Genomic DNA, 19,041 nt, shown 5'->3' on the forward strand with positions numbered 1-19,041 from the left:
CCGGACGATAGGCGCCGCCGCCCTCCGCTGCGGATCACTGCCAATCCTGCGCGTAGATCCGCTTCCACTCCTTCTCCATATCGACGACCGTCCATCCACTGGCCCGCGCCGCGTCCAGGGCCTTGTCCAGACGACCGACGCTCGAATCCCGGTCGTAGGCCCATTCGCGCTTGGCGTCGGTGTGGTGAACGATGCCGCCGAACCGCTTGCCCGGCCCGGCGGTGGTCCATTGCAGCATCTGCAGGTCGCCGTCCGAGTTGCCGAAGGCCAGTATGGGACGCTTGCCGATGTGACGCTGGATGGCCACGGGTTTGCCGGGGCCGTCGTCGTTGAAGTCCAGCTTCGGCAACCGCATCAGCGCGTACCCGTTGCCGCTTGCCACGAATTCGCTGCCGAACGCCGTGCCGATGACCTGTTCCGGCTGGATGCCGTAGGCCTTCTGCGTCCAGGCCCGCATGAACTCGGTTTCGCCGCCCGACACGATGTAGGTCTTGAAGCCGCGCGCGCGCAGGTAATCCAGCAGCTCCCGCATCGGCACGTACGTCATGCTGTCGTACGGCAGTTTGGTGCGCGGATGGCGCGCGGTTTGCAGCCACTGATCGACGCGCTGCGTGTATTGCGCGACGGGCATGCCGGTGTTGGTCGCCAACACGATTTCCATCATGCCGCGCTCGCCGGACTTGGCCACCGCGGCATGATCGTTCTGCAGCACCGCCATGAACGGCTGACGCGTGGCCCAGTCCGGATGCGATGGCGCCAGCGCGTGGACCTCGTCCATCGAGAACATCACCTGGAAGTAGATCGGCTTTTCGCTCCACAGCGTGCCGTCGTTGTCGAACACGGCGATACGATCTTCCTCGGGCACGAAGTCCGGGCTGCCCGGTTCGGTGACTGCCTTCACGAACGCGACGATGGCCACACGGGATGGCCCGTCGGTCCAGGACGCCAACTCCGCCTGCTTCTGGCGGTCGGACGCGGCGCAGCCGGCCAGCAGGCACACGATGCAGAGCCACATCCTGGCTAGCCGCCGCATGGAGCGATATTGAATCGAAGCTTGCATGACGATCTCCCGAGCGCGCGCATGGCGCGGTGGTGACATCCTTTGAACGATTTCCCCTGTCCGCGCCCCGCACGGCGAACAGGCGTCAACGGCTGGCGATGCTGCCTTGAGACGCCTGCGCCGCCTTCCACTGCTGCGGTGTCATGACGGTGCGAAAGCCGATATGCGACATGGGGTTGAGCGGGTCCGTGCCGCGCCGCGCGCTGGCGCGGTAGCTGATGCAATACGTGTCGCTGCAAAGAAAGGATCCGCCGCGGGTCACGCGCTTGGGCGCCGACACGGGCGTGCCGCCGTCGTCGGGATCAAAGCTGTCGGCGGGTCCGGCCGGGTCCTGCGGCGGCTGGCGGTACTGCGCCTGAAACTTGAAGGCATCCGCGCGATACCAGTCCGACGTCCATTGCCAGACGTTCCCCGCCATGTCGTACAGGCCATAGCCGTTGGGGGCGAAGCTGCCTACCGGCGTGGTGCCGACCTGCACCTTTTCATCCTTGACGACGGGAAACGGCTGCGGCTGCCGGGTGTCCCAGATGTTGGCCATCGCCTTGCCCTGCGGAAGCAGCTCGTTGCCCCACGTATACGTAGCCTGCTCCAGGCCGCCCCGCGCGGCGAACTCCCACTCGGCCTCCGTCGGCAGCCGCTTGCCCGCCCACGTGGCGTAGGCTTGCGCATCCGCGTAAGACACCTGCACGACCGGGTGATCGTCCTTGCCGTCGATGTTGCTGCCCGGCCCCTCGGGGTGCCGCCAGTTTGCGCCCGGAACAAAGCGCCACCAGCGCGAATAGTCGCGCAGCGACACCTCGGTCTCCGTGCCGGTGAACACCATGGCGCCCGCCTGCAAGGCGCTGTCGTCCGGACGCGGCGTGCCAGCCGGAAGCTGGACACGCAGGTCTTCCCAGCGTGGTTTCTGCTCGGCGGTCGTCACATAGCCTGTCGCCTCGACGAAGCGGCGGAACTGCGCGTTGGTGACGTCGTGCACGTCCATCCAGAACCCGCTGACGCGCACTTTGTGCGCCGGGCGCTCGTTCGGCTGGGACATCTGGTGGTCGTTGCCCATCAGGAATTCGTTGCCGGGTATCCAGGCCATCGCCGCCGGTCCCTGCTTGCCGTCTCCCAACGTGATGACGTGCGGCCCCGCCGGTGGCGCGGAGACCACGACATACGCGCCGATCGCGCCTGTCGCGCCCAGTATTGCCACCAACGCCAACCCGATCTTCGCGTGCTTTTTCATGCGCGTTCTCCTTGAAGAGAATCCTTTCGCAATGCAGGCGTATCTTTTGATGCCGTTACAGCGCCGCAGCCCGCGAGGCCAGCTTGCGGTTGCCCTCGCTGTTGGGCTTGAGACTCATGCGTTCGGCGGTCAGCACCTTCGCAAGCGACCGCGCGCCACCACGCAGCGCCGCCTCGACCAGCGTCAGCGCCAACACGTCGCGCTGGGCGTGGCTGCCGCCGAACCGGTGCGCAATCAGGCGCACGTCGCGCAACAGATCCGCGGCCAATGCGTAGTCTTTGCGCGTGAAGGCCACCAGCGCGTGCGCCACCGGCAGCCCCACGTCGCGCGTCATCATCGCGTTGGTGCCGGCGCCCTGAGCGGCGGCTTCCATGGATTCGATCAACGACTGTGCCGCTGCCCCGTCGCCGGCGCCCAGGTAGGCCATCAACGCATGCACATCGTTAAAGGCGTAGTAGCCCGTGCCGCCGCACGCCTGCCAGACTTCGGCAAGCTGCCGCCACCGCCAATCGACATCGATCCCACGCAGCAACAGGCGCCACAGCATGGCCGACGCGTCGATCAGGTCAAGCACCTGCCCGGTGGATGTTTCGCGCAGCCGGTCGTCGTACATGGCAAGCACTTCGGCGATGTCCTCGCGGTCGAGGTGGAACAGGGCCAGGTGCCACCAGTTGTGGATGGACAGCATGTTGTCGCTGAACCAGTCGTCGCGCCGGCCGTTCAGCCAGGCAATGCCCTCGTCCACCCTGCCCTGCATTTCCAGCACATGAGCCACCGCGTGCACGGCCCACGGATCGCGGGGGTTCAGGTCCAGCGCGCGGCGGCCCTGGGCCTCCGCTGCGGCATAGAGATTGGTCTCTTCCAGCCCGAAGGCGTGCATGCCCAGCACGTAGCCGTAGTCGGGCATCTTGCAGGTCCACGCGGGCAGAATGCCGGCCACGCGGTCGCGCAACATGGCCGAGCGGCCAAGCAGGAAGTCGCCGATGTGGCCCACCTGCAGCGCCAGGGTGTCGTGCGGGTAATCCGCAAGGATGTCGGCGTAGCGCCGCAACGCGGTAGAGAAATTGCCGTCGAGCCAGGCGCGCGCCGCCGCCGTATGACGGCGCTCGCGATCATTGGCGATATCGACGAGTGCTTCGGCAGCCTCAACGCTTTCGCGTAGCAGCGGTTCGACGCACTTGTCGCTGGCGGTGATCATCATGCCTGCGCGCAGCAGGTGGCCCATGACGAAGACGGGGTCTTCGGAAAGCGCCCCGTCGATGATGCCCAAGGGATCGCCGTAATAGCCGTGGAACAAGCTTTGCGCCTGTTCGTATGCGGCCATCGACGCCGGTTCATCGCTGGAAACGGGATTGCCCCGCACATCGCTCAGCGCCATGGTGATCTCCCAAAGGGCCGGCCCGCGATGGGCTTCGGAAATATAAGCACGGATGCCGTGTGCCGGCAAAACGCAACTGCGCTAGTGCGACTGCACCGAGTTCGCGGGTATGGGCATACGCCCGCGCTTACCGCAGCCTCGGCGTCACGGGCGGGAAGACGGCGGGTCAACCATCGCCTGGCGTTGCGACACCAGCAACGCGTCGCTCTGGTCGATGCGTATCGTGCCGATTCGTGGAAATTCAAAGTCGATGATGATGTACAGCGCCGCGGTCATGACCAGCGCGTAGATCAGCTCGTGCAGTAGCGTCCCCCGTTGCGTTGCGGCCAGCTTCACGCCCACCAGCCCGGCGCAGATCAGCGCAAGAAACCCCAGGAAAACGTAGGCCGCCATGGGCGGATGCACCTTCTGGGCGGCGACAAGCGCGGTCGCCGCATCGAACATGTCATTCACTGCCTGCACGTACGAGGCCGCCAGCGGCGGCGCAACATCGTCCCGCGCCGCCCCGACGGAGGCCCGCCAGATGTCCATTTGCAGCGCGCTGGCCTTGGCCGCAATTCCGGTCCGCGCATCCAGATCGGCGACATGGCGTTCATAAAGGATCCGTTGATCGACGTAGTGGCGAAATTGCGCCCGCAGCGCCGGCTGCGCAGCGGGAGGCAGCAGATCAACCCGCAGCCATGCCGTGCCGATGGCGTTGACTTCCTGGATCAAGAGATCGCGCCGGTCCGACATACGCTGCGCCGCGCCCGAGAACGTAAACGCGACCAGCAGCCCCAGCAGCGCAAACACCGATGCCTCGATCGCCGCCACCCCTGCCCCGCCGTTCTCCTCAAGTTTTCTGCCCAATCGCTTGCCCATTGCGATGGCGCCAAACAGCGCCACAAAGAACGCCGCCGCCAAGCCTGCCAGGAGAAATGAGTAGTCCATGGGAACCTCGCGAGTGCGATTACCGGAGGAACGTGCGAGCGGTACGCTGGCGCGTCCGGAACGCATCAACGATAAGAGCAACGCGCGCAGGCTGGCAATCGCGCAAGCGCAGTCAACGCGTGATACAGCCGTGCCGGTCCGTGTTGACCAATGCGGCGCACGCATGCAAGCGCATCGCAGAATCTCGTTGACAGGCGGGAAAGGAAGATGAAAATTATTGCAGTTCAAATCCCGCGGACGATGCATGGCGGATTGCAAGTCCCGGACTGCGCGTCCCGGATTGAACACCCCCAAGTACGTAGGCCAATGTGAACCGCACGGTTTGCAGCTTCGTGCGGTTGATTTCACTCTCACACGACGGAGTTGAAAATGGCGACCAAACGAACGCTCACTTGCGGTGCCGCAGCACTTCTCATGGCGGGAGCGGCAATCTGTGCCCCCGCCTCCGCGCAGGATCAGCGCAAACCCAACATCATCCTGCTAGTCTCCGACGACACCGGCCTCGGCGATCTCGGTCCGTATGGCGGCGGCATCGGCCGCGGCATGCCAACGCCGAACATCGACCGGCTCTCTTCCGAAGGCATGACCTTCTTCTCGTTCTACGCGCAACCCAGCTGCACCCCCGGCCGCGCAGCGATGCAGACCGGCCGCATCCCCAATCGCAGCGGCATGACCACCGTGGCCTTTCAAGGCCAGGGCGGCGGCCTGCCGGCGGCCGAATGGACGCTCGGGTCGGTGCTGAAGACCGCCGGCTACAAGACGTTCTTCACGGGCAAATGGCATCTGGGCGAAGCGGACTACGCCTTGCCCAACGCCCAAGGCTACGACGAGATGAAGTATGCGGGCCTCTATCACCTGAACGCTTACACCTACGCGGATCCCACGTGGTTCCCGGACATGCCCGCGGACGTGCGCGAGATGTTCCAGCGCGTCACCAAGGGCGCATTGTCCGGCAACGCCGGCGAAAAGCCGCGCGAGGAGTTCAAGATCAACGGTCAATACGTCGACACGCCCATGGTCAACGGCCGCGAAGGCGTCGTCGGCATTCCGTTCTTTGACCGGTATGTCGAAAAGGCCTCGCTGGACTATCTGGACCGCAACGCCAAGTCCGAGCAGCCGTTCTTCATGAGCATCAACTTCATGAAGGTGCACCAGCCCAACATGCCGGACCCCGACTACATCCATAAGTCCATGTCCAAGAGCAAGTACGCGGATTCGGTCGTGGAACTGGACGCACGGATCGGGCGCATCATGGACAAGATCCGCGAGCTGGGCCTGGACAAGAACACGCTGGTGTTCTACACGACGGACAATGGCGCCTGGCAGGACGTCTACCCCGATGCGGGCTACACCCCGTTGCGCGGCACAAAGGGAACGGTGCGCGAAGGCGGCAACCGGGTCCCCGCGATCGCGTGGATGCCCGGCAAGATCGCCGCGGGCGCCAAAGATCACAGCCTGGTGGGTGGCCTGGATCTGATGGCGACGTTTGCCGCGGTTGCCGGCGTGAAGCTGCCCACGAACGACCGCGAAGACAAGCCGATCATCTTCGACAGCTATGACATGTCGCCCGTCCTTTTTGGCACCGGCAAGTGCGACCGCAAGTCGTGGTTCTACTTCACCGAGAACGAGTTGTCGCCGGGCGCCGTGCGCGTTGCCAACTACAAGGCGGTGTTCAACCTGCGCGGCGACGACGGCGCGGTGACGGGCGGGCTTGCCGTGGACACGAACCTGGGGTGGAAAGGCGCGGAGTCCTATGTTGCGACCGTGCCTCAGGTGTTCGACCTGTGGGCCGACCCGCAGGAGCGTTACGACATCTTCATGAGCAACGTCACGGAGCGAACCTGGACGATGGTCATGATCAACGACGCCGTCGCGCCGCTGATGAAGACGTACATCGACTACCCGCCCCGCAAGATGCAAAGCGAAGGCTATGACGGACCGCTGACCTTGTCCGGCTACGAGCGGTTCCAGTACATCCGCGACAGTCTGGCGAAGGACGGCTTCAAGCTTTCCCTGCCCACTGGAAACTGACGCCGGCACGCCGCGGTTCACCTGATTCGGGTGAACCGCACGGACGCGGGACCCGCCCGGGCAGGCGGCTTGCTGCTACAGGCGGATGGACGCGGCAATTCCATCCCGGCAAGCTAGCCGCCTGCCAGCTTGCGACCCGGCTACAGGAGGTCCCATGTGGGAACCCAGCGAACGCTATCCCGATCCGGCCATTGAGGTGCTGGATCTCCGATTCCGCAATATCCGGCTCAATAACGCGGGCATCGAACGCCTGGCGACCGGTGTCCGCTATGGCGAGGGCCCGATCTGGTTCGGAGACGGCAGGTGCCTGATCTGGAGCGACATCCCCAACAACCGCCTCTTGAAATGGGACGAGGAAACGGGTGCGGTATCGGTGCACCGTCAGCCTTCCGGGTACACGAACGGCAACACGCGCGACCGCCAGGGCCGGCTCGTCAGTTGCGAACATGGCGAGCGGCGCGTGGTGCGGACCGAGTACGACGGCTCAGTGACGGTGCTGGCCGACCGGTTCGAGGGCAAGCGCCTGAATGCGCCGAACGACGTGGTTGTGCGGCGAGATGGATCGATCTGGTTCTCCGATCCGGTATTCGGCATTCTGAGCAACTACGAAGGCTTCAAGGCCGACCCGGAACTTCCGACACACGTCTATCGGCTGGACCCCGGCACCGGGGAGCTGCAGGTCGTGGTCCGGGGCGTCCACAATCCCAACGGTCTGTGTTTTTCGCCGGACGAACGGCTGCTGTATGTCGTGGACAACGGATCTTCTCCTAACCGCATCCTGGTCTACGGGGTTGGAGAGGACGGCACGCTGGATGAAGGGCGCACGTTTGTGGAGGCAAGCGTTGAGGCGATCCCGGACGGCATCCGCTGCGATACCGACGGCAATCTTTGGGCCGGCTGGGGGCCGGGTCCGGAACTGAGCGGCGTGATGGTCTTTGCACCGGACGCCACGGCCATCGGCCGCATCGCCCTGCCCGACCGCTGCGCCAATCTGTGCTTTGGCGGCGCGCGGCGCAACCGGCTGTTCATGGTGACCGGCCAATGCCTGTTTGCGCTGTATGTGAATGCGCAGGGCGTCCCTTACTGCTGACCGGGCCGCTACAGAAACCCGATCCAGCGCCCCGCGATCAGGCATCCCAGCCAAAGCGCCAGCGACGCACCTGCCTGCGCGCGAAGCATCCCGGTTGGCCGGCCGCCGTTTTCGACGCCGGCCCACGCGCGGCCCCGGTGCACGAGCCAGGCGTTGACCGCACCGGCGGCCAGCAGCGCCATCTTCACCAGGAATGCGGGATTTTCCAGATACTCAAGCGGACGCACCGAAAACAGCAACGCGCCCGTCAGCACCGCCAATGCAAGGCCCGTTGCGGCTGTGCGCGCCAGCACCGGCGCCAGAACGGCCAGCGCGTTCGGCTTCAGGATGCCGAGCAGGCGCAGATCCAGCGGCACGATAGACCCGATCAACAGGCCGATGGCGCCAATATGCGCGGCGTTCACCAGCAGATAGAGAACGCCGGACCGGCGCAACCACAGCGCCGGCGGAACGGATTCAAGGTGTTCGAGCGCAAGCCGCAGCAGTTCAGGCATCCGGCGCGGGTGCTCAGGGTTTCTTGATGCGGCTTGGGTAAATGTCGTAGGTCTTTCCGCCCACGGTCACCTGGACGGCCTTCATGCGTTTGGCGGCCGCGTCCTGGTCACGGTTGCCGACGGCGGTGATCGCATCGCCGGGCTTGGCGGAACCTTCCACGAATCCGGCTTCCTTTGTCTGGCTGGGGTTGCCGAGTTCCACCGTCCACACGCCGTCCTTGGCCCGGACCTTGAGCGTGGGGTGCGGCGGGGCGATCTGCACCTGTTCGACCGATCCCTGCAATGTCATTTGTTCGGATTCTGCCCACGACCAGCCGTGGTGCGCCATGGCCGAGGGGACGACGCCGCCGATGGCAGACAGCGCCAGTGCGGCGATCAACGCGCGATGGGAAAGCTTCATGTCGATGCTCCTGAAGTGCGGTGGCTGCCGTTCGTCCGCGCGAAGGCGCAGGCGTGAGCGCGAAAAAGCAGGATAGCAGCCGACTCTTGAGATGGGTGTGAATTTATTTGGCGGTCGGGAGGCGAAAAATCAGCGCTCGAATCCTGAGAATTTACTTCTAAGAATTTACCTTAGCTTGCGGCTGTTCCTTTTTAATTATCTGGTAATTAATCAATAGCTTAACGCCGATTAATGAGATAACGGATGAAGTCGAAATGGCGCCCCGCGTCGCTTGCGCCTGCCGCGTTCACCCAGGAAAACCCTGCGGAACTTTCCCTGTTCGGTAACGGTCGCTTTATGTTCAGGCAATTGTCAGCATATGCCGACATTTGCCCAGAAGCCGTTTCCGCGCGTCCACCCCCGGGAGAATTGCATGTCATTGCTCCGCTCGCGTTTCCTCGCGAATCTGCCCTCCACTTCCACCGCGCGCCCCCCTGATCTCCTTTCTCTCCACGCCCTTTCGCTGCATGCCGATCCATGTCCACGCGGCGTGCAACCATGAGCGCCGTTCCTGACGCCGTGAACAATCGCGCGCCCACCGGCCTGTCGGTCATGGACGCAACCATGGTGCTGGTCGGCGTCGTCATCGGCATCGGCATCTTCGGTTTCCCGCCTCTTGTCGCGCAGCATGCCCATTCAGACGCCATGTATATCGGCCTGTGGTGCGCGGGGGGGCTCGTCATGCTGGTGGGCGCCCTTTGCTATGCCGAACTTGGCTCGGCGTATCCCGGCGCCGGGGGCGAATACCTGTATCTGACCCGGGCTTGGGGTGCGCGCGTTGGGCTGATGTTTGCCTGGGCGCGCTGCTCCGTCATCCAGACGGGGGCGATTGCGGTCGTGGCGTTCATCTACGGCGACTATGCCAACCGGCTGTTGCCACTGGGATCACAAGGGCCGGCCGTGCACGCGGCCATCTCGGTGGTCGTGCTGACGGGCCTGAACATGATCGGCACGCGTTATTCCAAGCGGCTGCAATGGGTCTTTACCCTGCTGACGGTGATCGCCCTGGCCGCGGTGCTGATCGCCTGCCTGACGGCTTCGGGTGGCGAGGCGCTCAAGACCCCGGACCCCGCGCCGCTGTCGGGCAACACCGCAGGCCTGCTGGGCATGGGCATGGTGTTCGTGCTGCTGACCTATGGCGGCTGGAACGAAGCCGCGTACCTCAGTGGCGAACTGCGCGACCCCGGGCGGAATATGAGCCGGGTGCTGCTGATCGGCACGGCGGTCGTCACCGGCGCCTATGTGCTGACCAACATCGCCTTGCTGGAAATCTTTGGCTTGCAGGGGCTCCGCGACACGCCCGCGCTGGGCGCCGAGGTCATGCAGCTTGCGGCCGGCCCCTATGCCGCGGCACTGCTCAGCCTGACCATTTGCGCCACGGCGCTCAGCACCATCAACGGCACCATCATCACCGGCGCGCGGGTGTATTACGCGCTGGGCCGGGACGTGCCGCGGCTGCAGGCGCTTGCCGGCTGGAGCGACCGCAACGAAACGCCGGTCAGCGCGTTGGTGGCCCAGGGACTGATCACGCTGGCGCTGGTGGCGCTGGGCGCCTTCAGCCAGAACAGCGTGCAAACGATGGTGGCGTACACCGCGCCCGTGTTCTGGCTGTTCATGATGCTGGTGGCCGCGTCCGTCTGGCGCCTGCGCCGCCTGGATCCCGATCGCCCCCGGCCCTTCCGCGTGCCGCTCTTTCCGCTGCCTCCCTTGCTGCTGGCGCTGACCTGCGCCGGGCTGGTGGTTTCCAGCGCCATGTACGCCGGCGCCGGCGCCCTGATCGGGTTGGCCGTGCTGGCAGCCGGCGTGCCGCTCATGCGACTGCTCAAGCCCGCCCAGGCCATCGGCTAACTGGTTCTTCCCTGTCCTCTTCGTCCAAGGAACCCTCACCATGCAACGCTCCAACGTACGCTTCAACGCATCTTCCAAGTCCGCGGTTCAGGCGTTCACCCCGCGCCTGCGTCTCGCAATGCTGGCCTCGGCAATGGCATTCGCGCTGTTGGGCGCGAGCGCCGCCATGGCGCAGACCGCCGCGGCGCCCGCCAAGGCCGGGGAACAAAAGGCCTATGTGCCCGACGTCGGCCAGGAAGGCAAGGACGTCATCTGGGTCCCGACCCCGCAAAGTCTCGTGGACAAGATGCTGGACATGGCCAAGGTCACGCCCAAGGACCGGCTGATGGACCTGGGATCGGGCGATGGCCGCACGGTCATCACGGCCGCGCAGCGTGGCCTGACCGCGCAAGGCATCGAGTACAACCCCGACCTGGTCGAGCTGTCGCGCCAGAACGCCAAGCGCGCCGGCGTGGCCGACCGGGCCACCTTTGTGGCGCAGGATCTCTTCACCACAGACCTGTCGCAGGCGGACGTGATCACGATGTTCCTGCTGTCGACCATCAACGAGAAGCTGCGGCCAAAGCTGCTGGAACTGCCGGCCGGCACCCGCGTTGTGTCCAATACGTTCCGCATGGGCGACTGGGAGCCGGACGCCTCCGAGACCGTCACCGAGAACTGCCAGACCTATTGCACGGCGCTGTTGTGGATCGTGCCGGCCAAGGTTCAGGGCAAATGGGATCTGGGCGGCCAGACGCTGCAGCTGGATCAGCACTATCAGGTGCTGTCCGGCAAGCTGGGATCCGTGCCGATCTCGGACGCCCGCCTGGACGGCACGTCGATCACCTTCACCGCCGACGGCGTGCGTTATGCGGGCGTCGTGAACGGCCGCACCATGAGCGGCACCGCCGCCGGCAAGGGCAACTGGCAGGCCAAGCGGAGCTGATCTTCGTGCGTTGGACGTCGCGCGCGGCGCGGCCTTGTGTGGCCGCGTCGCGTTGACCGTCCCCGGCGTCATGCAATAGCATCTGTTGCATGAGAAGAGACAGCAAGCTTTCCGGCGTCCTGCACGTTCTGCTGCATATGGCCGAGCACCCCGGTCCCATGACCTCCGACGACCTGGGCCGCGTCATGCAGACCAACCCCGTGGTGATCCGCCGCATCATGGCCGGCCTGCGAGAGCAGGGTCTGGTCCGCTCCGAAAAAGGCCACGGCGGCGGATGGACGATTTCCTGTGACTTCAACGCAGTGACGTTGCGCGATATCTACGACGCCCTGGGCGCACCGGAGATCTTTGCGATGGGCAATCGCAGCGAGTCGCCGGGATGCCTGGTGGAAGAGGCGGTGAATGCGTCGCTGGACGACGCGTTCGAAGAGGCGCAGCGTCTGCTTCTGGATCGGCTCGGCAAAGTCACGCTGGCCGCCCTGAGCCGCGATTTTCACGCGCGCATGGTGGAACGCGGGCAAGCGTTTGATCCGCAGGCCATCCACGAGGGGTGATCGCCCCCTACTTCCACGGCTGACGCCACGCCATCAACGACGCTTCGACGTGAGCAATTTCGGCCTGCGACATCCCGGCTTCTTCGTAAAATCGCTGGCGCTCGCGCACCACATCCAGGACGCGGTCGATGATCGATCGGGCGGCCGCTTCCGACCGGAGTCCGAAACGCCGGTACTCGGTCAGGCAATTGGCAAAGGTGCTGTCACGGCCCTCAGCACCGATATGCAGGTAATGCCGCGCCGACCCTTCCTGGGTTACCACATCAAACAGCGGCGACATCCGGTAGGTGTGCGCGCCTTCGTCCTTCAGGAAGCCGACGTTCTTCAGGTGATCGTCCGTGTTGTGAACGGCCACGTTCAGGACCATCCGCGCATAGAGCTCCAGCAGATCCTGCACAGGATTCGACGAGATGCGGCGCGCCACGTCGGCCAGCCGCGCGTAGGAATACGTGGCTTTACCGCGCGGCCCGTCCAGCTCGCGCTTGCCGATGTGGACCGACGGGCTGATCAGGGAAGCGCCACTCAGGAAATGCCGCCGCGCAATGACTGGATCCGCCCCTTGCTGGACCGGCAATAGCTCGCGGTCGAACCGGTGCGTCAGCAGCACCGCGCCAAGATGCGTCTGCGCCAGGCGGATCTCGGGCACGTTCAGCCCGATGGCGCGGGCCATCTGCAGGTTGGCGTACTCCACGCGCTGGCGGTCGTAGGACTCGCCCTTGCGGGGAAACTTCGCGATCCACATCTCGCCTTCCGCATCCCGGACGATCGTTTTGGGACGCGCGCCGCCGATATCCCACGAACTACCCAGGATGTCGCGATACAGCCCCTTGGGCTTGATGCCCTGGTCGATGTCAGTCAGCAGGTCCGCCAGGGATTCGAGCTGGCTGACTTCGGGCAGCCGGTAGGTCTTGCGCATGTTGGGCGTCAACTGGCGGGCGCTGAAAAACAGCGCTCCTACGCCCATGCCGCGGCCCTTGAGCAGGACTTCGTTTTCGCTCACCCGGGCGCCCGCATTGTCCACGCGCATCACATTGCGGCCCCAGGCATCCGGCGCGGCATCGAAAATGGCGCCCAGTGTTTGATAGCGGCTTTCGGTGCGGAATGTGGTCGTCGAATCGGTGAGGGGCAGATTCAGCGGGTCCAACGAAAACGCGCGCGGATCGTTCACGTAGGACTGCACATACGTGAACTCGGCAAAAAAATGGTTCTCGTCGGTGTCGTCCAGGGTCAGGATTCCGGCCAACACGGCCTCGCCCCGGATATCCACGTAGACGAAAAGCTCGCTTTCGACGGTTTTATGCTTTTTGGCTGGCACGATGGCGACCGCCGCGTTACAGGCTGGAAGGATCGGCGCGATGCGAATGCTGCGCCTTGCCGCTGCCCCGGGCGGGCCGGCGCATGGCATCCAGCCGCTTGCCGACGCCATCGAGGTCAGGATCTCCCAGCGCGAACAACTGGTCGCCAAAGCCGTACTGCAGCAACGCTTCAAATGCCAGCGCCAGGGATACGCCCCCATCGCCGCGCTCAAGCCGGTTGATGGTCGCTCGCGAAACCCCCATGCGGCTGGCCAGCATCGCTTCTGTTTCGTTGCGGCGCAAGCGCGCGGTGCGGATGCGCGCACCTAGACGAGCCAAAGCTTCGGCCGCCTCGAAACTGGGTTCGATCTTCTTTTTCATGACGCAATAATAGTGCTTTAAACGCGTTAATGCACTATTAATAAGTCAAACTTCTCACGGAGGGAAGTCGCTTTTATAGTGCACAAATGCACCTAATGCGCCATTAATGAGGCAAACCCCTGTCCCGCGGCGCATTCCTCACCGCGTCACGGCCTGATCCAGCCGCAACGCCGCCCGCCCGGTGTCCAGCGTGACGCGCGCGCCCAGCGGCAGGGTCAGATTGGGTTCGCCGTGTCCGCTGGGCCAGCCGGCCAGGACCGGGATGCCGCGCGCGGCAAACTGTTCGATCACCAGCGGATACAGCAGGCTTTGCGCCTGCGCATCCTCCAGATTCGTGCCGATGATGCGGGTGAAATTGCCCACGATCACGCCCTTCAAACCGTCAAACTTGCCGGCGGCGGCCAATTGACTCAATAGCCGGTCCACGCGAGGCAGCGCCTCGTTGACGTCTTCAAAAAACAGAATGGCGTCGCGGGTATCGATCTCGTGCCGGGAGCCGATCAATGCGGCGATGAGCGCCAGGTTTCCGCCGACCAGTCGTCCGCTTGCCGTGCCCGCAACCAGTTCCACCGCCCGTGTATCCGGGGGAGGCTGAATCCAGGCGCCCTGCCCGATCTGCCCGCCCAGCATGGCCAGCAGATGGGATTCAGTGGGCTCGCGCTTGCCCGCGACCAGATCCTGCGCCAGCATCGGCCCGTGAAACGTCACAAAACCGGCGTGGCGCTGCATGGCCAGATGCAGGGCCGTGATGTCGCTGTAGCCGATGAAGGGCTTGGGATGTTGGTGAAGCAACGCGAAATCCAGCTTGTCCAACAGCCGCCATGAGCCGAAACCGCCCTGCAGGCACCACACCGCGCCGATATCCGGCGCGGCAAACGCGGCATGCAAGTCGTCCAGACGCTGGGCGTCGGTACCGGCGAGGTATTCATAGGGGGCGTCGAGCCGCGTGCGCGATGCCGGCATGACCACCGGCACGAAGCCCCGGTCTTCCAGCCATTCCGCGGCAAGATCGCTGGCGTTTGGCGCCGCGGACGCAGGCGCCACAATCGCGACCTTCGCGCCGGGCCGCAGGGCAGGCACGGGTGCGGCCGCCGGTTTCGCGTGAGAAGGCGGCGGCGCGGTGTCGCGCCGTGCGGCGGCATTCTGGGCAGACTGGGATGTGGCGTTTGGTGAACCCTGCCGCCCGCCTGCGCAACCTGCCAGGCCAAAGCCGGCCAGGCAAAGCGCGCCGGCATTGAACAACATCCGTCGACGTCCGGCGTCCGGGGAGCCGCCATCAACGCGCGGCGTGGTCTGCGGATGCGCCGCGAACACAGAATCGGCAATCTGGGAGCTGGTTGGTCCGCCCATCAGAATCGCTCGTAGTCCAGCCGGTAGCGCCATTGTCCCGCGGCAAGGCCTGCCATCGGCAAACGCCCGATCCGCAGACGCCGCAATGCCAGCAAGCGCAAGCCCGCCGCATCGCACACGGCTTCAATGAACCCCGGCGGGGGCGACTTCAGCGCAAAGCGAAGGTGGTTCTCGTTCTGCCAGCTGACCTTCATCGGCGTGGCGGCGCGCCCTTCATAGGCCATGCCGCGCTGCATACGGGCCAAGTCCGCTTCGCTGAGCTTGCCTTCGACATGCGCGATATATTCCTGCTCCACGTGCCGGCCCTCCTCCACCAGCTTGCGGGCCACGGCGTACTCCTGGGAATAGACGACCAGGCCGCTCGCAGCGCGCTCCAGCGGCGTCACCAGCTTGAGCCCATTGAACATGCGTTTCAGGTAGCGCTGGCCCGACCGGTCTCCGGGCATCAGGTTCTCGGGCAGGATGAGGTCGCGCGCCGAGCCGGGCTGGTCGTCGGCATACATGCCGGCCGGCTTGTGGACCAGCACGGTGACCGGACGGCCTTCTTCGAGCCGTGCGCCGGGCAGCAAGCTCACAACCTGAGAGGGCGCGACTCGCAACCCCGGCTCTTCCTGCACTTTGCCGTCGACGGTTACCCAACCGCCTTCGATGTAGCGCTCGGCATCGCCGCGCGAACACGGCAGCTCGGCCGCCAGGCGCTTGGCCAGGCGATCGGTGTTGCTTGCGGCAGCTTGCGCGGAGGGGTTGGAGCGATCGCGGCGTTCGGAAGTGTTTCGCACGGGCCGGGCGGCGGCGCCCTTCGCGCTGGCTTTGGGCCCGCCCGCTTGCGATTTAGCGCCATAGCATTCACCGGGCTTGCGGTCGCTTGCAGCGCGTCCGCTGCTTTGGCGTTCGGTGGCTTTCGGCCCGCCGCTTTTCGCCTCAGTGGCTCGACGTGCTGCTCCCTTGGATTCGATGGCCCTGCGCTCAAACGCGTCAGTCTTTCCGGCGTTGGAGACGCCCCGGCTTTGACCAGCCGGGGCACGCTGGAACGGTTTGCTCGTCGCAGCGGACTCGTCCGATCTCGCCGGACGTGCACTGCGGTTTGCCGCGCTGCGCTTGGCGGGACGAGAGGTCAGCGTGAGCGTGCCGGGCTTGGTGGGCCGCATCGTGTTGCTCATCGTCCCCCCTCCTGATGCAGCGGATTGAAACGGTGAAGGAAAAGGTCAGTCACGCCTGCAGGCGCCAGGAGAGAAAGCATTGTCATCGGTGTTGCCGGGTATTGCGAAAAGCGGGCCACATGGCCCGCACCTTGAGACGGATGTTACGCCCTTTTCTGCCGCGGTCCGTCGGGCGGGTCCACGTTCAAGGCGGCTTCGTCTGGGTAGACGTCTGCGGGCGGCGGCACTTCATCGATCCACGCCTTGAGCAGCGTCGACGTCACCGCCAGAATCACCGGACCAATGAACAATCCGACGATGCCGAAGGCGAACATGCCGCCCAACACGCCGGAAAGTATCAGCAGCATCGACAGGTTCACCCCGCGCTTGATCAGCAGTGGCCGCAGCAGGTTGTCCAGCGTTCCCACCACAATGGCCCAGACCAGCAGCACGGCGGCCGCCAGCTTCATATCGTTCTGGAACAGCCAGGCGACCCCGCCCAGCATGGGCAGAAACGGGCCGAGCTGCGCCAGGCACAGCATCACCATGAGCGCGGTCAGAATCCCCGCCGCAGGCACGCCCGCAATCCAAAGCCCGATGCCGCCCAGCGCCGATTGCACCACGGCGGTCACAACGATGCCTAGCGCCACCGCGCGGATCGCAGACGCGGCCAGCCTGATCGCGGCAACGCCGCGCTGGCCCGCAAGCCGGTTGGCAAAGCGCCGCGCAAAATCGGCCGCAATGTCGCCTTTGCTGTAGAGGATGCCAGCGATGATCACGGTGATCAGCATATGCATCACGAACACGCCGACGATGGCGGCGTGACCGAGCAGCCAGTGCGCGGCGGTGGTCAGGTACGGTTCAATCCGCGCCAGCAACCCGCCAGCGCCCGCGTCCGACAACGTCTGCCACTCCTGGGCGATGCGGGGGCCGGCCAGCGGAATGCTGCCGATCCACGCCGGCGGCGCCAGCAGTGCATAGTCGGGCAGGCTCTTGACGGCCGCCATGATGGCGCCGCCGTGCAGCGCCAGCGTGGAGATCGCCTGATACAACGGCAGCACGATCACGAACAGCAGGATGAGCAGCATTGCCACGGTGGCCAGCCAGCGCCGCCCGCCGCAGTGCCGCTGAATCGAGAGCAACACCGGCCAGGTGGCGACCACGATGGTCGTGGCCCAGATCAGCCCGGGCAGAAAGGGACGCAGGACATACAGGCTGCCGATCATCAAGGCCAAGAGCATGACGATCACAAGCAGAACCCGGGCTATGTCGACGGACTGGCGTGGTATCACCCGCGGCTCCTGGCGGGGCTTTCGCCCCAGGTTGCGGTGGATGCGGACTGGCGGCGCCCGCCCTGCCAGCCATCGCGATCAATCGAATGTATCCGAAATCCGCGCGAAGCTGAATGGGAACATTACTTGCTCGGCTTGCCGCTGCGGCCGGCCGGGTTCGCCGGTCCGGGGCGCAGGCAAACAGTGTGGAGGTGTGCCATGAAAAGCATGGCTTTCGCCGGCGTATTGCTGGCAATCGTGTTGAGCGGCTGCAGTTACATGGATTCTCACCGCTCCGACGGGTCGCACGCCGCGCGCGCAACCCATTCCGACCCCGCCAATTACCATCGGTCTGATTTTGGCGAGCCCAACAACGAACCATTCCAGGGAACTTACCCGGGACGCTGACCCGCCGATGGGCCGAACGTTGCTACCGTCGGGCGCAAGGGCTACGAAATGCCCAGCATCGTGCGAATCCGGCTGCGGATCGCGCCGGAATACGCCCAGCACCAGACCGCGAGGGCCAGCATCGCCACCGTGAAGTAGGCGCGTGCGCCCTCCGGCACGGGATACATTTGCGACAGGGTTGGGAAGGGTTCAAAGCCGATGAAGTCGGTGGCCGCCAGCGTGCTGAAAATCAGGGCCAGCACCGGACCAGTGAACCGAGGGCGCTCGCCCCGAGTCTGGGGGGAAGCAAGAAAGCACCAATGTAACCAGCGTATGAGCTGGATGCCCACGGCGACCAGGGGAATAAGCAGCGCAAGCTGTAGCACCAGCAGCGCCAAAATGACTTGAGTAGGAAGCATGCGCGGATTTTAATCGGATCCGCGGTGTGGCCTTTTTCTATGCCCCCATTTGAAAAGCGCGCCAGCTGGGGCCTGCGCTGGCCAGCCACTCCTGGACATACTGAAGGCTCAAGGCGATTGACAGGGCCTCGCCCTGAAACAGGACGTCGGGCTGCGCGCGGAGCCAGTTGAAGTCGTCGATCCTGCGGATGTCTTGCGCCAAGACCTTCAGGCCTTGGCGTGACGCTTGCCCCAGCAGGCTGAAGAAGCGCTCTTGCAACGGGCGGCGGGTACAGATGCCTTCCGGGATGCCCACCCGCAGGCCCGTGGCGCGAAGTGTGCCGAATGGAACTTGCGCCGAGGGCAGCAGCCGCACGCGTAACGCAGGCTGCAGTTCCTGGTAGCTGTGGAAAAGCGTCGCGCCCTGCGCCAGGCGGTCGCTGAGGGGGACGTTGTACGTGACCTTGGCGCAGGGATAGATGGGCTGGCTGAGCTGCGCTTCTTGCAGCGTGTCACGCAATTGGTCGCCAGCCACGGCGCCAATGCGCAGATCCTGGCACAGCTGCTGCGGAAGCAGGATATCGGAGTGGACGTTGAGCGGATGGTCCATCGACAGCGTTGCCATGCAGCCCGCCGCGCGGAAGATTCGCCCGGCGCGGCGCAAGGCATCTGCCGAAGCGGCATTGGCGAGCAACGCGGAAGTAAGGCGGCTGTGACCGCCGACCAGCGCCATTTCGCGGACAACCCCTTTGGCGTCCAGCACGGGTTGGATTCGTAACGGCTCGCTGACGAGTGAGGCGGATTCGGCCTGGTTGATAGCGTTCATAAGGCGACGAGTTTATG

General features: G+C 64.9%; 18 protein-coding genes. 5 read left to right on the forward strand and 13 right to left on the reverse strand.

Annotation, left to right across the window (positions count from 1 at the left end; genetic code table 11):
- Positions 1 to 34 precede the first annotated feature (34 nt).
- The 4 genes from AC6CIE_RS05975 to AC6CIE_RS05990 all read right to left on the reverse strand — a co-directional run bounded on the left by AC6CIE_RS05975 (position 35) and on the right by AC6CIE_RS05990 (position 4,854).
- Positions 35 to 1,060 (reverse strand): HAD family hydrolase, encoded by a 1,026-nt coding sequence (locus tag AC6CIE_RS05975; protein ID WP_498091643.1) that lies wholly within the window; start codon positions 1,058 to 1,060, stop codon positions 35 to 37.
- An 85-nt stretch (positions 1,061 to 1,145) separates the two neighbouring features.
- Positions 1,146 to 2,288: a formylglycine-generating enzyme family protein gene (locus tag AC6CIE_RS05980; RefSeq protein WP_175121521.1), complete on the reverse strand. Its 1,143-nt coding sequence runs from the start codon at positions 2,286 to 2,288 to the stop codon at positions 1,146 to 1,148.
- A 55-nt stretch (positions 2,289 to 2,343) separates the two neighbouring features.
- Complete coding sequence (locus AC6CIE_RS05985) at positions 2,344 to 3,666, reverse strand: tetratricopeptide repeat protein (RefSeq protein WP_498091645.1); 1,323 nt, start codon at positions 3,664 to 3,666, stop codon at positions 2,344 to 2,346.
- Between the two features lie 144 nt (positions 3,667 to 3,810).
- Positions 3,811 to 4,854: a bestrophin-like domain gene (locus AC6CIE_RS05990; RefSeq protein WP_498091647.1), complete on the reverse strand. Its 1,044-nt coding sequence runs from the start codon at positions 4,852 to 4,854 to the stop codon at positions 3,811 to 3,813.
- A 111-nt stretch (positions 4,855 to 4,965) separates the two neighbouring features.
- Here AC6CIE_RS05990 and AC6CIE_RS05995 point away from each other — a divergent pair, with 111 nt between their 5' ends.
- Together AC6CIE_RS05995 and AC6CIE_RS06000 are read left to right on the forward strand one after the other, a co-directional pair.
- Positions 4,966 to 6,627 carry an arylsulfatase gene (locus AC6CIE_RS05995; RefSeq protein WP_175121524.1) on the forward strand — a complete coding sequence of 554 codons (1,662 nt, stop codon included), beginning with the start codon at positions 4,966 to 4,968 and terminating at the stop codon, positions 6,625 to 6,627.
- A gap of 154 nt (positions 6,628 to 6,781) precedes the next feature.
- Complete coding sequence (locus tag AC6CIE_RS06000) at positions 6,782 to 7,717, forward strand: SMP-30/gluconolactonase/LRE family protein (protein WP_498091648.1); 936 nt, start codon at positions 6,782 to 6,784, stop codon at positions 7,715 to 7,717.
- 8 nt (positions 7,718 to 7,725) lie between these two features.
- Here AC6CIE_RS06000 and AC6CIE_RS06005 read toward each other — a convergent pair whose 3' ends face one another.
- Positions 7,726 to 8,211, reverse strand: coding sequence for a DUF6644 family protein (locus AC6CIE_RS06005; protein WP_175185263.1), 486 nt, complete (start codon positions 8,209 to 8,211; stop codon positions 7,726 to 7,728).
- Between the two features lie 13 nt (positions 8,212 to 8,224).
- On the reverse strand, positions 8,225 to 8,611 hold the full coding sequence (locus tag AC6CIE_RS06010) for a DUF6152 family protein (RefSeq protein WP_498091650.1): 387 nt from the start codon (positions 8,609 to 8,611) through the stop codon (positions 8,225 to 8,227).
- Positions 8,612 to 9,148: 537 nt separating this feature from the next.
- Here AC6CIE_RS06010 and AC6CIE_RS06015 point away from each other — a divergent pair.
- From AC6CIE_RS06015 to AC6CIE_RS06025, 3 genes are all read left to right on the forward strand, one after another.
- A complete protein-coding gene (locus tag AC6CIE_RS06015; protein WP_175121528.1) occupies positions 9,149 to 10,498 on the forward strand; it encodes an APC family permease in 1,350 nt (449 codons plus the stop codon).
- A 40-nt stretch (positions 10,499 to 10,538) separates the two neighbouring features.
- Positions 10,539 to 11,423 (forward strand): SAM-dependent methyltransferase, encoded by an 885-nt coding sequence (locus tag AC6CIE_RS06020; protein WP_175121529.1) that lies wholly within the window; start codon positions 10,539 to 10,541, stop codon positions 11,421 to 11,423.
- 89 nt (positions 11,424 to 11,512) lie between these two features.
- On the forward strand, positions 11,513 to 11,977 hold the full coding sequence (locus AC6CIE_RS06025) for an Rrf2 family transcriptional regulator (RefSeq protein ID WP_286896287.1): 465 nt from the start codon (positions 11,513 to 11,515) through the stop codon (positions 11,975 to 11,977).
- Positions 11,978 to 11,984: 7 nt separating this feature from the next.
- Here the strand turns inward: AC6CIE_RS06025 and AC6CIE_RS06030 are convergent, their stop codons facing one another.
- The 7 genes from AC6CIE_RS06030 to AC6CIE_RS06060 all read right to left on the reverse strand — a co-directional run bounded on the left by AC6CIE_RS06030 (position 11,985) and on the right by AC6CIE_RS06060 (position 19,024).
- Complete coding sequence (locus AC6CIE_RS06030; RefSeq protein WP_498091652.1) at positions 11,985 to 13,292, reverse strand: type II toxin-antitoxin system HipA family toxin; 1,308 nt, start codon at positions 13,290 to 13,292, stop codon at positions 11,985 to 11,987.
- A gap of 16 nt (positions 13,293 to 13,308) precedes the next feature.
- On the reverse strand, positions 13,309 to 13,653 hold the full coding sequence (locus AC6CIE_RS06035; protein WP_175136502.1) for a helix-turn-helix transcriptional regulator: 345 nt from the start codon (positions 13,651 to 13,653) through the stop codon (positions 13,309 to 13,311).
- Positions 13,654 to 13,791: 138 nt separating this feature from the next.
- Entirely contained in the window at positions 13,792 to 14,733 is a 942-nt protein-coding gene (locus AC6CIE_RS06040) for a S66 peptidase family protein (RefSeq protein ID WP_498091654.1), read from the reverse strand.
- A gap of 269 nt (positions 14,734 to 15,002) precedes the next feature.
- The gene (locus AC6CIE_RS06045; protein ID WP_495603368.1) at positions 15,003 to 15,710 is read right to left on the reverse strand and encodes a pseudouridine synthase; all 708 of its coding nucleotides are present in this window, start codon (positions 15,708 to 15,710) and stop codon (positions 15,003 to 15,005) included.
- Between the two features lie 596 nt (positions 15,711 to 16,306).
- Positions 16,307 to 17,383: an AI-2E family transporter YdiK gene (gene ydiK, locus AC6CIE_RS06050; protein WP_175121533.1), complete on the reverse strand. Its 1,077-nt coding sequence runs from the start codon at positions 17,381 to 17,383 to the stop codon at positions 16,307 to 16,309.
- 479 nt (positions 17,384 to 17,862) lie between these two features.
- Positions 17,863 to 18,219 carry a hypothetical protein gene (locus tag AC6CIE_RS06055; protein WP_498091656.1) on the reverse strand — a complete coding sequence of 119 codons (357 nt, stop codon included), beginning with the start codon at positions 18,217 to 18,219 and terminating at the stop codon, positions 17,863 to 17,865.
- A 37-nt stretch (positions 18,220 to 18,256) separates the two neighbouring features.
- Positions 18,257 to 19,024, reverse strand: coding sequence for a hypothetical protein (locus tag AC6CIE_RS06060; protein ID WP_175121535.1), 768 nt, complete (start codon positions 19,022 to 19,024; stop codon positions 18,257 to 18,259).
- Between the last annotated feature and the right edge of the window lie 17 nt (positions 19,025 to 19,041).

The organism is Achromobacter sp. GQ309 (assembly GCF_059759315.1).

Excerpts from the sequence above, each read along its gene's own strand:
- AC6CIE_RS06010 (WP_498091650.1), bottom strand. The coding sequence starts at position 8,611 with ATGAAGCTTTCCCATCGCGCGTTGATCGCCGCACTGGCGCTGTCTGCC.
- AC6CIE_RS05980 (WP_175121521.1), bottom strand. The coding sequence starts at position 2,288 with ATGAAAAAGCACGCGAAGATCGGGTTGGCGTTGGTGGCAATACTGGGC.
- AC6CIE_RS05975 (WP_498091643.1), bottom strand. The coding sequence starts at position 1,060 with ATGCAAGCTTCGATTCAATATCGCTCCATGCGGCGGCTAGCCAGGATG.
- AC6CIE_RS06020 (WP_175121529.1), top strand. The coding sequence starts at position 10,539 with ATGCAACGCTCCAACGTACGCTTCAACGCATCTTCCAAGTCCGCGGTT.
- AC6CIE_RS06060 (WP_175121535.1), bottom strand. The coding sequence starts at position 19,024 with ATGAACGCTATCAACCAGGCCGAATCCGCCTCACTCGTCAGCGAGCCG.
- ydiK (WP_175121533.1), bottom strand. The coding sequence starts at position 17,383 with ATGCTCTTGGCCTTGATGATCGGCAGCCTGTATGTCCTGCGTCCCTTT.
- AC6CIE_RS05995 (WP_175121524.1), top strand. The coding sequence starts at position 4,966 with ATGGCGACCAAACGAACGCTCACTTGCGGTGCCGCAGCACTTCTCATG.
- AC6CIE_RS06015 (WP_175121528.1), top strand. The coding sequence starts at position 9,149 with ATGAGCGCCGTTCCTGACGCCGTGAACAATCGCGCGCCCACCGGCCTG.
- AC6CIE_RS06000 (WP_498091648.1), top strand. The coding sequence starts at position 6,782 with ATGTGGGAACCCAGCGAACGCTATCCCGATCCGGCCATTGAGGTGCTG.
- AC6CIE_RS05985 (WP_498091645.1), bottom strand. The coding sequence starts at position 3,666 with ATGGCGCTGAGCGATGTGCGGGGCAATCCCGTTTCCAGCGATGAACCG.
- AC6CIE_RS06025 (WP_286896287.1), top strand. The coding sequence starts at position 11,513 with ATGAGAAGAGACAGCAAGCTTTCCGGCGTCCTGCACGTTCTGCTGCAT.
- AC6CIE_RS06055 (WP_498091656.1), bottom strand. The coding sequence starts at position 18,219 with ATGCTTCCTACTCAAGTCATTTTGGCGCTGCTGGTGCTACAGCTTGCG.
- AC6CIE_RS06005 (WP_175185263.1), bottom strand. The coding sequence starts at position 8,211 with ATGCCTGAACTGCTGCGGCTTGCGCTCGAACACCTTGAATCCGTTCCG.
- AC6CIE_RS06035 (WP_175136502.1), bottom strand. The coding sequence starts at position 13,653 with ATGAAAAAGAAGATCGAACCCAGTTTCGAGGCGGCCGAAGCTTTGGCT.